We start from the raw sequence: 13,843 nt of genomic DNA on the forward strand, positions 1-13,843 counted from the left end.
GGGTCACTCCGTCTCGTGGTGGTTCGCTGTTCCCGCGACCATGAGCTGGCCGAGCGCCAGCCCGCCGTCGTTCGGCGGCACTTCGCGGTGGCGCAGCACGGTGAAGCCGTCCGTGGCCAGCAGGGCGGCGCACTCCTCCTCCAGCAGTCCGTTGGCGAAGACGCCACCGGTGAGGGCCACCGTGCTCAGGCCGGCGGACCGGCGGGCCCGGCGGCAGACCTCCGCTACGGCCCGTGCGACCCCGCGGTGGAAACGGGCCGCCAGCAACGGCGCCGGGGTGCCGCGCCGCCGGTCCGCGAGAAGCGCCTCCAGCAGCGGCGCGGGATCCATCCGGTGGCCGGCCCCGAAGCGGAAGGGGTAGGCCGCGGTGTCCGCCCCCCAGGCCCCGGCCGCCGCGGCCTCGAGCTCCAGCGCGGCCTGCGCCTCGTACGCCGCGCGGTGGCAGACCCCGGCCAGCGACGACACGGCGTCGAAGAGGCGGCCCATGCTGGAGGTGGGCACACAGGCGACGTCGCGTTCCAACTGCTGCCGCAGCACGAAGAGTTCGCCCTCGGTGCAGGCGAGGAGGCTCGGCAGGTCCGGCTCCCAGGGCAGCCCGGCGGCCCACAGCCGGGCCAGCGCCAGCCGGCACGGGTTGGCCACGCCCGCGTCCCCGCCGGGCAGCGGGGCCGTGGCCAGGTGGGCGAAGCGGCGGAAGCCGGAGTAGCCGGCGAGCAGCACCTCGCCGCCCCACACGGTGCCGTCGTCGCCGTACCCGGTGCCGTCGAAGGCGACGCCGATCACCGGTGTGCCGCCGTCGAGGCCGTGTTCGGCCATCGCGGCGGCGATGTGGGCATGGTGGTGCTGGACCAGCGCGGGCGCCGGCAGGCCGCGTTCCCCCGACAGGCGCCGGGCCCAGCCGGCCGAGTGGTAGCGGGGGTGCCGGTCGGCGGCGAGCAGTTCGGGGGTGACGCCGGTGAGGGCGGCGACATGGCGTTCGGCCCGGGCCGCGGCGTCGAGGGTGGCGAGGTCGCCCATGTCGCCGATGTGCGGCCCGAACCAGGCCTGGTCGCCGTCGCCGAGGCACAGGGCGTTCTTCAGGTCGCCGCCGACGGCGAGCACGGGGCGGACCGGGACCGGCAGGCGCAGCGGACGGGGGACGTAGCCGCGTGAGCGGCGCAGTACCTGTTCGGTGCCGTCGGGGCGCACTCGCAGCAGGGAGTCGTCGCAGGGTGAGGCGATGGGCCGGTCGTGGGAGAGCCAGGCGTCGGCGAGGCCGGCGAGGCGCTCCAACGCCTCGCCGTCGTCGGTGACGATGGGTTCGCCGGAGCGGTTACCGCTGGTCATGACCAGGACGCGGGGTCCGGGCGGATCGCCGCGCAGTCCGAGGAGCAGGGTGTGCAGCGGGGCGTAGGGCAGCATGACGCCCACGTGCGGGCTGCCCGGGCAGACCTGGCCGGCGAGCCCGGGTCCGGGGCCGGCCGGGCGGCGGCGCAGCAGCACGATGGGGCGGCGCGCGCTGGTGAGGGCGGCGCGTTCTGCGGTGGTGAGGTGCGCGATGTCCTGTGCGGTGGCGAGGTCGGCGCACATCACCGCGAAGGCCTTGCCGCCGCGCTCCTTGCGCTCGCGCAGGGTGGCGACCGCCCGCTCGTCGGTGGCGTCGCAGGCCAGGTGGTAGCCGCCGACGCCCTTGACGGCGACGATCCGGCCGGCGGCCAGGAGCGCCCGTGCCGTGGCCAGGGCGTCGGCGTCCCGGGCCGGGCGCACGCCGGTGCCGGCGGCCGGGACCAGGGTGAGCCGGGGCCCGCAGTCGGGGCAGGCGACGGGCTGGGCGTGGAAGCGCCGGTCGGCGGGGTCGCCGTACTCGCGGGCGCAGGGCGGACACAGCGGGAAGCCGGCCATGGTCGTGGCCGCGCGGTCGTAGGGCATCGCGGTGGCGATGGTGAAACGGGGGCCGCAGTGAGTGCAGGTGATGAACGGGTGCCGGTGCCTGCGATCGGCCGGATCGGCCAGCTCGCGCAGGCAGTCCGGGCAGGTCGCGGTGTCGGGCGGGAGCTGGGTGCGGCCCGTGGACTCTCCGGTGCGGCGGATGGCGAAGGGCTCGGCTGCTCCGGTGGCGGGCACGTCCTCGCGGCGGACGCCGGTCACGACGGCCAGCGGCGGCGGCTCCTTCACCAGCCGGTCGTGGAAGAGAGCCACGTCCTCCGCCCGGCCCTCGACCTCGATGAGCACGCCGCTCGCGGTGTTGCCGACGAACCCGGCCAGGCCCAGCTCGGCGGCCAGCCGGTGCACGTACGGCCGGAAGCCGACGCCCTGCACGGTGCCGTACACCGTGATCCGGCGGCGGACCCGGCCGGTGGCGGGCGCGGTCACGAGACGGGGGTGGCGGCGCCGTGGTGGTGGCCGTGCGGGTGCGGTGCGAGCGGCGGCCGGTGCCGCGGCGGGGTGGCCCGGGCGGCGAGGGCGTGTTCCAGGAGGGTGTCGGACCCGTCGCCGGTGCGGGCACAGGACCGTACGACCTCCACGCCCGGGTTGACGCGCTGGACGTTGGCCCGGAAGGCGGCCTCGTCGAAGCCGGCCGCCTCGGCCAGGTCGGTCTTGGTGACGACGACCAGATGGGCGGAGCCGAAGGCGGTCGGGTACTTCAGCGGTTTGTCCTCGCCCTCGGTGACCGCCATCAGCACGATCCGCAGGGTCTCGCCGAGGTCGTAGGAGGCCGGGCAGACGAGGTTGCCGACGTTCTCCACGAAGAGCACGGCGGTGTCCTCGGGCAGCCACCCCTCGAGGTGCCCGCGCACCTGCCGGGCCTCCAGGTGGCACAGTCCGTCGGTGAGGAGTTGCCGGACGGGCGCGCCCGAGCGGGCCAGCCGGACGGCGTCGTTCTCGGTGGCGAGGTCGGCGGTGAGCGCGGCGACGGGCACGCCCCGCTCCACCGCCCGCGCCAGGACCCGTCCGAGGAGTTCCGTCTTGCCGCTGCCCGGGCTGGACAGCAGATTGACCACCGTCACTCCCTTCGAGGCCAGGTCCTCGCGCAGACCCGCGGCCAGGTCGTCGTTCTTCGCCAGGACGGCCTGCTTGACGTCGGACCGGCACATGGGCCCAGCTCCTCGCGGTCGTGGGTCGGGGAGACCCCGGGCCGCGTCCCGCGCGGCCCGGGGTCTCACCGATCTTCGGCCGCCCGGGCCGCGAGACGGGGCAGCGCAGCCGTGCGCGGGGGCCCGGATTCCATCGGGCGGCCCAACGGCGGCGCGGGTGCGGCGGGGTCGGCCAGCAGGACGGGCACGAGCGTGTGCAGGGCGTCGACGGCCCGGCCGACAGCCTCCCGCACCGGTGCGCTGAGCCCCGGCAGGATGTCCTCGTCGCCATCCGGCAGGACGGCGGGCTCGCAGGCGAGCACGAGGACGCGGGGCAGCGGCTCCTCGCCCAGGTGGGTGGCGAGGGCGAGCACCTTCTCCGGGTCGAGGCCGTGCGCCTCGGGGGCGACCGTCCCGTCGGGCGGGTCGGCCTCGACCAGGGTGAGGGTGCCGGGCCGGTGGCCGCGCGGGGACGCGTCGACGAGGACTGCGGTGGCGCAGCCGCCGAGCAGCGCGTAGGCGAGGTCCATGCCGCGGATGCCGAAGTCCCGCACCGTCGCGCCGGGCGGCAGCGGGCGCCGGGCGAGGGCGCCGATCACCTCGGGGCCGAAGGCGTCGTCGCCGAGGAAGATGTTGCCGACGCCCGCCACGAGCAGCCGGCCGGCCGGGGCGCTCACCCGAGGTCCCCGGGGACCGGCGCCAGCGGCCGGACGGAACCGGCGGGCTTCTTGCGGACGAACGCGGAGCGCAGCGCGTGGTACGGGGCTTCGGGGTCGAAGAAGATCGCGCGCATACGGGCGAGTTCGTCGCGCCGGTGTTCCGCCAGCGGCCGCCGCGCCTCGTCCAGGCGGCGGGCCGCGTCCTTGGCGGCGATCCGGCTGGCGAGGTCCGGGGCGGCGGCCAGGTCCGCGGCCAGCCGTTCGACCTCGCCGCCGAACTCCCCCGGCGTGGCCGGCACCAGCCGGTCCACCAGTCCGACGCGGCCCGCCGCGGCGGCGCTGAGCGGCAGCGCCTCGGTGGTCAGCCGGTGGGCGAGGCCGTCCCCCACCCGGCGCGGCAGGCTGTAGGTCCAGAACTCGGAGCCGTACAGGCCCATGCGCCGGTAGTGCGGGTTGAGGACGGTGCCGGTGCGGCACCACACCTCGTCGGCGGCGAGGGCGAGCATGGCGCCGCCGGCGGCCGCGTTGCCGGGGAGCGCGGCCACCACCAGCCGGTCGGTGGTGCGCAGCACCGCCTCCACCAGGTCGTCCATGGCGTTGAGGTTGGTCCAGGACTCCTCGGCCGGGTCGGCGGCCGCCTCGATGACGTTCAGGTGGATGCCGTTGGAGAAGAAGTCCCGGTCCGAGCCGAGCACCAGCACGGGGGTGGGGCGGTCCAGCGCGTACCGGTAGGCGGTGAGCAGTCTGCGGCACTGCTCGGTGCTCATGGCGCCGCCGGGGAAGGCGAAGGTCAGGTAGCCCGTGTCGCCGTGCCGGCGGTAGCGGATGTCGCGCCAGGTGCGCCGCTCCCGGGGCAGCTCGAGGGGGACGGGGTCCTCGGGCAGGCGGGGCGCGTCCGGGAAGGAGGCGAGCACGGAGGCGGCCGGGCGCCGGAAGGGCGCGGGGTCGCCGGAGTTCCTGCGCGGGCGCAGTTCCGGGATCCACACGGCGCCGTCGCGCGTGGCGCGGCAGACCGCGCCGGAGCGGGTGGCGAGCAGTTCGCCGGGGCGGCCGCGGAGCAGGTCCTCGGGGTGCCCGCCGTGCAGGAACACCTCCCGGCCGAGGAGTTCGTCGAGGACGCCAGGCTGGGAGTCGGCGCCGCGCAGCTTGCGCAGCACGGCCTCGGTGCCGTCGTTCTCCCAGTCGATCCGGCGCCGGTCCTGCCGTAAGGCGTCGCGCCACACGATGTGCGGGGCGATGCCCGGGTCGCCGGTCTGCGGGCGGGGCTTGTAGGAGGCGTCGGCGTAGCGGCGCACGGCGAGCAGCACGGCGGCCATGGCGGCGTCGGAGGCCTCGTTGCGGTACAGGTCGCTCTTGCCGACGGGGGGCACGGGGAAAGGTTCCGCCGCCCAGACGTCGCCCGCGTCCATGGCCGCCTCGGCCTGGAGGACGGTGACGCCCCAGCGCGGTGCCTGTTCGGCGATCGCCCAGTCCAGGGCGGACGGGCCGCGGTCGCCGGGCGGTCCCGGGTGCACGATCAGGCAGGTGTGCTCCCGCCAGACGTCCTCGGGCAGGGCCGACTTCAGCATCGGCGCGAGGATCAGGTCGGGGCGCAGTTCGCGGACGGCGGCCCGGACCGGCTCGGCGCCGTGCGTGGCGAGCACGACGTCCACCCGGTGGCCCAGGTCCGACAGCTCGGCGTACACCCGTTGGGAGAGGCTGTTGAACGCGCTTGCGACGAGCAGAATGTCCATGACGCGGCATGTTCGTCCTTTACCGGAGTGCCGTGAAGAACCGGTGCGGCGTTTCGTCAGTCTCGGTCGGATACCTTGCGCCAACCGGCTCGCATCGCAAGGTTTCGAACATTTCGCTCCGCTCGGCGTTCATGGACCGGCCACGGCGCGCGGCGCCGGCCACGAGACGGCGGGGCACCGGACGGCCTGCCGTGCGGCGAGGGGAGGGCGTCGGACGGCCCCGCCGAGCACGGAAGACCGACAGGCGGATGCCGCGCCGCCGGGGGGGGGAGGCGACCGGGAGGCGACGGGAGATCGCGGGGGCGACACGAGGCCCCGCCGGACACAGGAGGCCGCGGACGGCAGCCGGCGGCCGATCGGCCGACGAAGGCAGACCGACCGGCGACCCGAGGCCCGCCAAGCACGAAAGCCGCTCGCCAGAGGACAGCCGGGGCACCGGGCGGCAAGCGATCGGATGGCGGCGGCAGATCTGGAGGCGGCGAGCGATCCTCGGACGACACGAGGCCCCGCCGGACACAGGAGGCCGCGGCCGGCAGGCGACAGGCGACAGGCGACAGGCGACAGGCGACAGGCGACCGTACCAGCGACGGCAGACCGCCGGGCGGCACAGGCCCCGCCGAGCGCCGGAGGCCGCCGAGTGCCAGAGCCCGTCGTGCGGCGGCCGGCCCTCGACGGGCAGCCGGGGCCGGCAGGTCCTCGCATGGCAACCGGCGTCAGGCCTCGCAGGGCAACCGGCGTCAGGCGGCCAGGGCCGGGCCGGCTGTGAGGCGGTCGAGCAGTTCGGCGTGGTGGAGCGCGGTCACCGGGGCGAGCAGATCGGGGTGGCGCAGCAGCGCTGCGGCACACCGGTCGCCCTCGTCGGGGGCGAGGAGCCGCCGGAACTCCTCCGGCCGGCCGGAGGAGTGCTCCGAGCCGGCGAGCGCGCCGACCGCCCGGCCGGCCAGCGCGGCATCGGCGAGCAGGCCCGCGGCCCAGCTCGCCACGACCTCGTCGACCCAGGTGCGCCAGGCCCATTCCGCGGCCGTCGGCTCTCCGGCCCCGTCCGCGCCGGTGGCCCAGTCAAGGCGCACCGCGCCGCCGGGCCCGGCCATGGTGACCAGGGCCGCGTCGGTCTCGGTCGGATACCGCAGCCACGCGGCGACGGTCACGGCCTGCCGGGCCTGCGCCTCGCAGCGGGCCGTGGCCAGCGCGCCGCCGGACGCCGGGTAGGCGCCGGTCAGCCAGCGGGCCGTCGCGGCGATGAGGTGGGAGAGGTCTGTGAGCACAGCCGGGCCGTCCGAGATGCGTATGGGAACAGGGGCTCCACGCCACGGTAGCCCCGGGTCCGGCGCCGGTGGAGCGGCTGGGAACTTCGTCATATGTGGCTTCGGCCACGTCATGGCGCAGCGGCGGCGTGTGGTCCCGGACGCCCAGGGAACTCGGGGCGGGCCCGCCACCGGGCGGCGCGCACACCGGGAGGCCCGCATGACGACGGACGACGCACGGTACGACGACCAGGGCGAGGTGCCCCTCGCGGGTTACGCCGCTCTCGCCGGCACGTTCGCCGTGGGACTGGGCGTCTACGCGGCGGTGGCCCGGCGCCGGGGCGTGACGCTGCCGCCGGAGCTGCCGCCGTGGGACGTCGCCCTGCTGGGCACGGCGACCTTCAAGGTGTCCCGGCTGCTGACCAAGGACAAGATCACAAGTTTCCTGCGCGCCCCGTTCACCCGCCGCGCCGACGAGGGCGAGGCCGGCGAGGTCATGGACGAACCGCGGGGCACCGGCGTGCGCAGGGCGGTGGGCGATCTGCTGGCGTGCCCGTTCTGCACCTCGGCCTGGGTGGCGGCGGCGCTGATGTGTTCCTACACCGCCTCACCCCGGCTGACCCGGCTGATCGGCGGGGGTTTCGGCGCGCTGACGGTGGCGGACGGGCTGCAGTACGCGTGGACGTGGACCCAGCGGACGGCCGAGGGCTGAAGCCGGACGCCGGGCCGGGCGGCCGCGCCGTCGCCCGCGAGGAAGGGAGCGGCCTCATGCATCACGACGAGATGATCGGCAAGGTGCGGACGCTGGCCCGGCTGCCGGACAGCGGCACGGCGGAGCGGGCGACGCGGGCGGTGGTGAGCACGCTGTCGGAGCGGCTGCCGTCCGGACTGGCCCGTCATGTGGCCGCCCAGCTCCCGCCGGACCTGGCGGCCGCCATGCGCCGGGCGGCCGACGAGGCAGGCGCCGACTCGGGCCACGCGGGTGAGCGGTTCGGTCTGGCGGTGTTCGCCGGACGGATCGCAGACCGGGCCGGCACCGACGAGGACACGGCCCTGAGGGAGGCCGCCGCCGTCCTGGAGGTGCTCGACGCCGCGCTCGCCCCGGAGCTGACCGAGCGGATGGCGGGGGCGCTCCCCTCGGACATCCGGGAACTGCTGCCCGTGGAGCGCGCCACGGGCGACCGCGAGGAGTGAGGCGGGCACGCGGCCTGGGCCCCGTTGCGCAAGTGGCCCAGTCGCACGAAGGACGGCCGCTTCCGCAGCGTGCCCCGGCCGTCCGTCACCGCCGGTGCGGCATCCGCACCCAGGTGCGCCGGAAGAAGGGCCGCCGCCGGGCGTGCCGCGCGCCGGCCGGCCGGGTCACCCGGCGGTCCTCGACCTGGTCGAGGCCGAGGAGCGGCACGCCGAGCGCGGGCAGCAGCAGAAGTGCGGCGATGACCACCGGAGGGGCTCCTCCCTGCGGGTGCGGGAGGCGAGCCCCCCCGGCCCCCGCCGCCCCAACACCCAGGGACGTGAAGGCTCTGTGACACCCCGGCGCGGAGGCGGCGCGGACGGCGCCGGGCGGGCACGGGCGCGTTGTGCCATCCCGGCGCCCTGCTGCCCGTAACGTTCTCAGGGGTGACCGAAAGTCACACGACCGAGACGGAGAGTGCGGGAGGCCGGGTGGGCGGGCCGGGACGACGAGCGGGCCGGCGGCGCCGGACCGCGCTGGGCAGCCGTCCACCGCACCCCCGGGGGCTCCCGGCTGGTGCCCGGCCCGGGCCGGACGCCGCGGTGGCCGTGCGGATCGTGCCGTGGCTGCGGATCACGGCGGCCTACGCCTGGCGGCTCATCCTGGTCGGCGCCGTGGTGTACGGCGTCTTCACCGTGCTCGGCCTCTTCCAGCTCATCGCCGTGGCCCTGTTCCTCGCCCTCGTCGTCACCTCCGTCCTGCGTCCGCTCGCCGATCTGCTCGGCCGCGTCCTGCCCAGGCCGCTGAGCGTCGCCGCCGCGCTGGTCGGCAGCCTGCTGGCGCTGCTGTCGCTGTTCGCGCTCGTGGGCAACGCGGTGGCCAGCGAGTCGGCCACGCTGGCGGGCGAGTTCCGCGGCGGGGTGCACCGTATCGAGCTGTGGCTGCAGCACCCGCCGTTCCGCCTCAGCCCGGGCCGGCTCTCCGCACTGGAGAACCAGGTGACGAACTACCTCGACTCCCACCGTTCCAGGCTGCTCAGCAGCGCGGTGACGCAGCTCGGCAGGGTGGTGGAGCTGGTCACGGGCGGCGCGCTCGCGCTCTTCGCCTCGGTGTTCTTCATCCACTCCGGGGAGCGCCTGTGGGCCTGGGCGCGCGACCAGCTCGTGCCGAGCGGAGCCCGGCAGGCCTGGGACAAGGCCGGGAGCACGGCCTGGCGGACGTTCGCCGGGTACACCCGGGGGATCATCATCGTCGCGGCCACCAACGCGGTGCTCGTCGGCATCGCCCTGCTCGTGCTCCGGGTGCCGCTGGCGCTGCCCCTGGCACTGCTGGAGTTCTTCGCCGCGTTCGTGCCCCTGGTCGGCTCGCCGGTGGCGCTCGCGGTGGCCACCGTGGTGGCCCTGGCCGGGCGGGGGCCGCTGACCGCGCTGGCCGTGCTGGCGCTCATCGTCGTCATCGGCCAGTTCGAGGGGCATGTGCTGCACCCGCTGGTGCTGAGCTGGGCGGTCCAGCTGCATCCGCTGGCCGTCGCCGTGTCCGTCCTCGCGGGCAGCATCGTCGGCGGGGTGATCGGAGCGGTCGTCGCCGTCCCGTTCGTCTCGGTGGTCTGGGCGGTGCTGCGGGCGCTGCGGACCGATCCGCCCTGACCACCGGGCCGGAACGAGGTGGCATGACCACCCGCGGCGGGTGGCACTCGCTGCGCTGTGCGTGGAATGCGAGTGATGTGGCAAGCGGTGAGGCGGGACGTGTCGGAGGCGGTGGCGGCGGTGCGCCGGGCCGCCGCGGCCCCCGGCCGGGAGCGGGATCTGGTCGTGCAGGCGCTGAAGGCCGCCCTGGCCGCCTGGGTGGCCTGGGCGGTGGCGGGCTGGTGGCTGAAGGCGCCGGTGGCGTTCGTCGCGCCCTGGGTGGCGGTGGTCCTGGTGGAGTCGACCGTGTACCGGTCCATCGCGCGCGGGCTGCAGCAGCTCGGGGCGATCGCGGCGGGCACGGTCGTCGCCACCGCGGTCGGGCTGCTGCTGGACGACACGATGGCCGCGATGGCGGTCGTGCTGCCCGCGGCGATGCTGCTGGGGTACTGGCGGCGCCTGGGCAGCCAGGGCATCTACGCCGCCACCGGCGCCCTGTTCGTCCTGACCGGCGGATCCGTGTCGGTCGCCACCTCGGCGGCGCGGCTCGGCGAGGCCCTCTTCGGCGCGCTGGTCGGCATCGCCGTCAACGCGCTGATCCGGCCGCCGCTGTACCTGCGCGACACCCGTACGGTGCTGCGGGAGGCGACCGACGAGGCCCACGACATCCTGCGCGACGTGGCCGACGGGCTGGCCGAGGGCCGCTGGGACGCCGAGGAGGCCGGCGACCGGCACGAACGGGCGCTGCGCCTGCACTCCCGGGTGCAGCAGGCCCATGCCGCGCTGAACCTGGGCCGGGAGAGCCTGCGGGCCAACCCGCGCCGCCGGAACGGGGCCGGGGCGCCGCCCGGCAAGGGGTACGACGACGCGGTGCTGGTGCTGGACTACGCGGCGGTGCACACCGCGGGCGTGACCCGCACGGTGCTTGAGGCCGCGGCGCAGGAGCGTCCGGCGCCCCGGCCGCACCCGGAACTCGCCCGCCGCTACGCGACGTTCCTTTGCCAGACCGCCCACGCCCTGCGGCTCTACAGCCGCAGCCGGTTCGGCCAGTCGAGCGAGGACGGACTGCGGGAGGCCGTGGCGGAAATGCGCGCCACGCTCGAGGAACTGCGCCGGGACCTGGCCCGTTCGACGACGGACGATCCCGACGACATCGCCACCTACGGGGCGCTGCTCACCCAGGCGCACCGGCTGGCCGACCACCTGACAGTCCCGGCCTGACGCGCCGTCGAACCGGTCGTGGTCGCCGACGGTCGGCCCGGTCGAGGTGTACTGCCACATCGTGTACGCCGACCAGCCCGCCGGCAGCGTCCCCGCCGACGAGGCGTACCGGGCGATCCAGAGCGGGTTGGTCGCGCCGAAGCCGGCGTGGTTGCCGGTGCACTGGGTCCACCAGCTCGTCGCCGTGTAGATGACGGCGTGGCGGCCGGTGCGGGTCTTGTAGCGGTTGAGGAAGTCGCGGATCCAGGTGACCATCCCGCTCTTCGACTTCCCGTAGCAGTCGTCGCCGTACGGGTTCCACTCGATGTCGAGCACGCCGGGCAGGGTCTTGCCGTCCTTGGACCAGCCGCCGCCGTGGTCGACGAAGTAGTCGGCCTGGGTGGCGCCGTTGGTGGTGTCGGGGGTCGCGAAGTGGTAGGCGCCGCGGATCATGCCGGCGTCGTGGGACCCGGTGTACTGCTGGGTGAAGTAGGGGTTCGTGTAATACGTGCCCTCCGAGGCCTTGGTGTAGGCCCAGCGGACCCCGCTGTTCCACAGGGTCGGCCAGGCGACGTTGCCCTGGTAGCTGGCGACGTCGACGCCCTCGGTCTGCGTCGCCCGGGGAACCGTGGGCGTGGACTCGTCCATGGGTCCGGTGCCGTCGTGGGTCAGTACTCCGATGCCCATGTAGGCGCTGCCGCGCTCGGGCGTGGACCCGCCGGCCGGCGAGGGCACGGCCGCGGGCGTCGTCAGGGACAGCAGGAGGCCGGTCAGAGCGCCGGTGACGGACCAGCGTGAGCGGCGTCGGTCAAGGGTCATGAGGCTTCGCACGGGATCCATCTGACCCGGTGTCGGGCCGCGCCGCACGCCGGATACCGCCGTGCGGCGTCACTCCGGCCGGACGTTGGGCCGAGCGGGTGCGGTGCTCAGCCGGCGTCCAGGGTCATGAGGACGGCGCCGAGCCGGACGCCGTCCGGTCCCGGCCAGCCGCCCGCGACATGGCCGGCCGCGCCGGCGCGGCGGCGGGTTCCCCGGCACGGGGTGGAGGACGCGGTGGACGTGGAGGGTGGTCCCGTGCGGTGCGGGAAGGCGGGTGCCGTGTGCGTCGTCGACGGGGCGCGGGGTGAGTTCTCCGCGGGGGAACGGCTCGCCGGTGTAGGCGCGGGTCACCTCCCGGTCGGGTGTGTCGGTGATGCTCTGCGCCATGGCCGGGGCCCGGCCCTCGATCAGGGCGAGCAGCTCGGTGAAGAGCACCGGGTCGTGGCAGCCGTCGTAGATCCAGCGCTCGCCCAGCACGCCGTGCTCCGAGGTGCCGATCAGCGCGGGCTCGGCGCCGGGACGCGGGGCGCCGCGGTAGGTGAGCGGGATGAGGTAGGAGACCGGTTCGGGGCCGGAGGTGTCGGTGGTCACCAGGAACTCGACGCCGACCTCGCCCGCGGGGTCGTCCAGCCGGAAGCCACCGGACCTCTCCAGTTCGGGGGCGGGTCCGCCGCGGTACCACGGGCGGGTGGGCAGCCACGCGGCGAGGTGTTCCAGTTTGGTCGGCGTGAGGGTGGTGCGGTGGATGACGGCCATGCGGCAACTCCTCCTGGGCCGCGAGGACATGGGCGCACCAAGCCTTTCACATGCGGCCACGGCGTGATCGGCTCGGTCGCGCCGGGCGCGGCGGGCACGGGAGCGGCGGCCGCGGGAGCGGAACGGTGCCGCGGGTCCGGTGCGCGGTTGGGGGGAGCATGCCGGGCCCGGGCGGGGGCAGTGGGCTGCCGACTTGATCGACCTCGGTTTCGCACCAGGAAGGCGGATCTCATGCCGATTGCGCACCCCGCGGTACTGAAGGACCTGATCGCCCGGTACGAGACCCTCGCGCTGCTCGGGGCCGGGGAGAGCTCCTCGCAGGCCCGCCAGCGGCTGGCGGACGTCTCCTACTGACTGTGTGTGGCCACGGGCACCAAGGACGTCGACACGGCGCTGACAGCCGCCCGTCACCGCCTGTCCGGGGTGCGCCCCGAGGACGACTCGCTCCTGGCCCCCACCGCCGCGACGGAAGGCGCCGCCCGGGCCGCCCCGGCGCCCGCGAATGTTCCTCCCCGCTTCTGGCCCGGGCCGCCTACCGGGCGGTATACAGAGCCAGTTGAAGCGCGGACCGCCGCTCGGGGCGGGCCGCGTGCCCTGCCTCTGGGGGAGGAACCATGGCGAACGACACCCGCGCGGCCGACGGAGCGAGAGGCCGGCGGCGGACCGCCGTACTGGGGACGGCGCTCGGGGGCTGTGCCCTCGTCGCCGCCGCCGCGGTGCCCGCCGCCGCCCGCCCCTCCGGTCCCGGCCACGACGTCACCTACGTCTCCCTCGGGGACTCCTACACCTCGGGTCCGCTCATCCCGCGGCAGGTGGACGCCGGCTGCGCCCGGTCCGACCGGAACTACCCCTCGCTGCTGGCCTCGTGGCGGGGGGTGAGCACCTTCAAGGACGTGAGCTGCGCCGGTGCGACGACGAACGAGATGTGGCAGCCGCAGGGGGGCAACGCGGCCCAGCTCGGCGCGCTGGACCGGAACACCGACCTGGTGACGGTCCAGATCGGCGGCAACGACGTCGGGTTCGGCTCGATCATCAGCACCTGCGCCCGTCTCGGCGCCCAGGAGCCGGCCGGCAACCCCTGCGAACGCTCGTACAAGGCCGCCGGGTTCGACCAGCTCGCGCTGAACGTCCTGCGCACCGCGCCGAAGGTCGACCAGGTGCTGCGGGCCGTGCACCGGCGCGCACCGCACGCGCGGGTCCTCCTCGTCGGCTACCCGGACCTGCTCCCCGACGACGGCGTGGGCTGCTTCCCCTCGGTGCCGTTCGCGGCTAAGGACTTCCCCTACCTCCGGGACACGGAGAAGCGGCTGAACCTGATGCTGCGCACGGTCGCCGCGTGGAACCGGGCCGAGTACGTCGACACCTACGGGCCCACGGTGGGCCACGACATGTGCAAGGCGCCGGCCGACCGCTGGATCGAGCCGCTGCAGCCGGCCTCGCCCGCGGCTCCCGCGCATCCCAACGCGCGCGGCGAGGAGGCCATGGCGCGGGCCGTGCTCGGCCGGCTGGAGCACGGGCGCGGCTGAGCACCGCGCGCACGACGGCTCCGGCGCGGGCGCGCCGGAGCCGTCGTGCCGCCGGTC

The 13,843-nt window shown here is 75.6% G+C and carries 12 protein-coding genes and 2 pseudogenes; 6 read left to right on the forward strand and 8 right to left on the reverse strand.

What is annotated here, in order from left to right:
• Window positions 1-3: 3 nt before the first annotated feature.
• From hypF to ACFQ9Z_RS00825, 5 genes are all read right to left on the reverse strand, one after another.
• Window positions 4-2,352 (reverse strand): carbamoyltransferase HypF, encoded by a 2,349-nt coding sequence (gene hypF, locus ACFQ9Z_RS00805; RefSeq protein ID WP_383009183.1) that lies wholly within the window; start codon window positions 2,350-2,352, stop codon window positions 4-6.
• Window positions 2,349-3,074, reverse strand: coding sequence for a hydrogenase nickel incorporation protein HypB (gene hypB, locus ACFQ9Z_RS00810; RefSeq protein ID WP_383009185.1), 726 nt, complete (start codon window positions 3,072-3,074; stop codon window positions 2,349-2,351). The genes hypF and hypB overlap by 4 nt, the downstream gene beginning before the upstream one ends.
• A gap of 65 nt (window positions 3,075-3,139) precedes the next feature.
• The gene (locus ACFQ9Z_RS00815; RefSeq protein ID WP_383009187.1) at window positions 3,140-3,730 is read right to left on the reverse strand and encodes a hydrogenase maturation protease; all 591 of its coding nucleotides are present in this window, start codon (window positions 3,728-3,730) and stop codon (window positions 3,140-3,142) included.
• A complete protein-coding gene (locus tag ACFQ9Z_RS00820) occupies window positions 3,727-5,445 on the reverse strand; it encodes a hydrogenase maturation protein (RefSeq protein WP_383009189.1) in 1,719 nt (572 codons plus the stop codon). The genes ACFQ9Z_RS00815 and ACFQ9Z_RS00820 overlap by 4 nt, the downstream gene beginning before the upstream one ends.
• A 737-nt stretch (window positions 5,446-6,182) precedes the next feature.
• Window positions 6,183-6,710: a hypothetical protein gene (locus tag ACFQ9Z_RS00825; RefSeq protein WP_383009192.1), complete on the reverse strand. Its 528-nt coding sequence runs from the start codon at window positions 6,708-6,710 to the stop codon at window positions 6,183-6,185.
• Window positions 6,711-6,909: 199 nt separating this feature from the next.
• Here ACFQ9Z_RS00825 and ACFQ9Z_RS00830 point away from each other — a divergent pair, with 199 nt between their 5' ends.
• Entirely contained in the window at window positions 6,910-7,401 is a 492-nt protein-coding gene (locus ACFQ9Z_RS00830; protein ID WP_383009194.1) for a DUF1360 domain-containing protein, read from the forward strand.
• Window positions 7,402-7,457: 56 nt separating this feature from the next.
• Complete coding sequence (locus ACFQ9Z_RS00835; protein WP_383009196.1) at window positions 7,458-7,883, forward strand: DUF2267 domain-containing protein; 426 nt, start codon at window positions 7,458-7,460, stop codon at window positions 7,881-7,883.
• 85 nt (window positions 7,884-7,968) lie between these two features.
• On the opposite strand, the gene ACFQ9Z_RS00840 is transcribed toward ACFQ9Z_RS00835, so the two are convergent.
• Window positions 7,969-8,130: a hypothetical protein gene (locus tag ACFQ9Z_RS00840; protein WP_383009198.1), complete on the reverse strand. Its 162-nt coding sequence runs from the start codon at window positions 8,128-8,130 to the stop codon at window positions 7,969-7,971.
• 332 nt (window positions 8,131-8,462) lie between these two features.
• On the opposite strand from ACFQ9Z_RS00840, the gene ACFQ9Z_RS00845 reads away from it, so the two are divergent.
• Together ACFQ9Z_RS00845 and ACFQ9Z_RS00850 are read left to right on the forward strand one after the other, a co-directional pair.
• A complete protein-coding gene (locus ACFQ9Z_RS00845) occupies window positions 8,463-9,506 on the forward strand; it encodes an AI-2E family transporter (RefSeq protein WP_383009200.1) in 1,044 nt (347 codons plus the stop codon).
• Between the two features lie 75 nt (window positions 9,507-9,581).
• On the forward strand, window positions 9,582-10,706 hold the full coding sequence (locus ACFQ9Z_RS00850) for an aromatic acid exporter family protein (protein WP_383009202.1): 1,125 nt from the start codon (window positions 9,582-9,584) through the stop codon (window positions 10,704-10,706).
• Here the strand turns inward: ACFQ9Z_RS00850 and ACFQ9Z_RS00855 are convergent.
• A pseudogene (locus tag ACFQ9Z_RS00855) lies at window positions 10,698-11,504 on the reverse strand (lysozyme); the annotation flags it as partial. The gene ACFQ9Z_RS00850 and the pseudogene ACFQ9Z_RS00855 sit on opposite strands and share 9 nt — an antisense overlap.
• A gap of 107 nt (window positions 11,505-11,611) precedes the next feature.
• Window positions 11,612-12,260, reverse strand: a pseudogene (locus tag ACFQ9Z_RS00860) (1,4-alpha-glucan branching protein).
• 231 nt (window positions 12,261-12,491) lie between these two features.
• On the opposite strand from ACFQ9Z_RS00860, the gene ACFQ9Z_RS00865 reads away from it, so the two are divergent.
• Window positions 12,492-12,614: a DUF5133 domain-containing protein gene (locus tag ACFQ9Z_RS00865; protein ID WP_383009204.1), complete on the forward strand. Its 123-nt coding sequence runs from the start codon at window positions 12,492-12,494 to the stop codon at window positions 12,612-12,614.
• 260 nt (window positions 12,615-12,874) lie between these two features.
• Entirely contained in the window at window positions 12,875-13,786 is a 912-nt protein-coding gene (locus ACFQ9Z_RS00870) for an SGNH/GDSL hydrolase family protein (protein ID WP_383009207.1), read from the forward strand.
• Window positions 13,787-13,843: the final 57 nt, after the last annotated feature.

Origin of the sequence: Streptomyces sp. NPDC056580 (assembly GCF_042793175.1) — a bacterium.
Classification (GTDB): domain Bacteria; phylum Actinomycetota; class Actinomycetes; order Streptomycetales; family Streptomycetaceae; genus Streptomyces.

Bases quoted from the DNA above. Each gene is read 5' to 3' on its own strand.
- hypB (WP_383009185.1), bottom strand. From the start codon at position 3,074: ATGTGCCGGTCCGACGTCAAGCAGGCCGTCCTGGCGAAGAACGACGAC.
- ACFQ9Z_RS00820 (WP_383009189.1), bottom strand. From the start codon at position 5,445: ATGGACATTCTGCTCGTCGCAAGCGCGTTCAACAGCCTCTCCCAACGG.
- ACFQ9Z_RS00830 (WP_383009194.1), top strand. From the start codon at position 6,910: ATGACGACGGACGACGCACGGTACGACGACCAGGGCGAGGTGCCCCTC.
- ACFQ9Z_RS00835 (WP_383009196.1), top strand. From the start codon at position 7,458: ATGCATCACGACGAGATGATCGGCAAGGTGCGGACGCTGGCCCGGCTG.
- ACFQ9Z_RS00850 (WP_383009202.1), top strand. From the start codon at position 9,582: ATGTGGCAAGCGGTGAGGCGGGACGTGTCGGAGGCGGTGGCGGCGGTG.
- ACFQ9Z_RS00865 (WP_383009204.1), top strand. From the start codon at position 12,492: ATGCCGATTGCGCACCCCGCGGTACTGAAGGACCTGATCGCCCGGTAC.
- ACFQ9Z_RS00870 (WP_383009207.1), top strand. From the start codon at position 12,875: ATGGCGAACGACACCCGCGCGGCCGACGGAGCGAGAGGCCGGCGGCGG.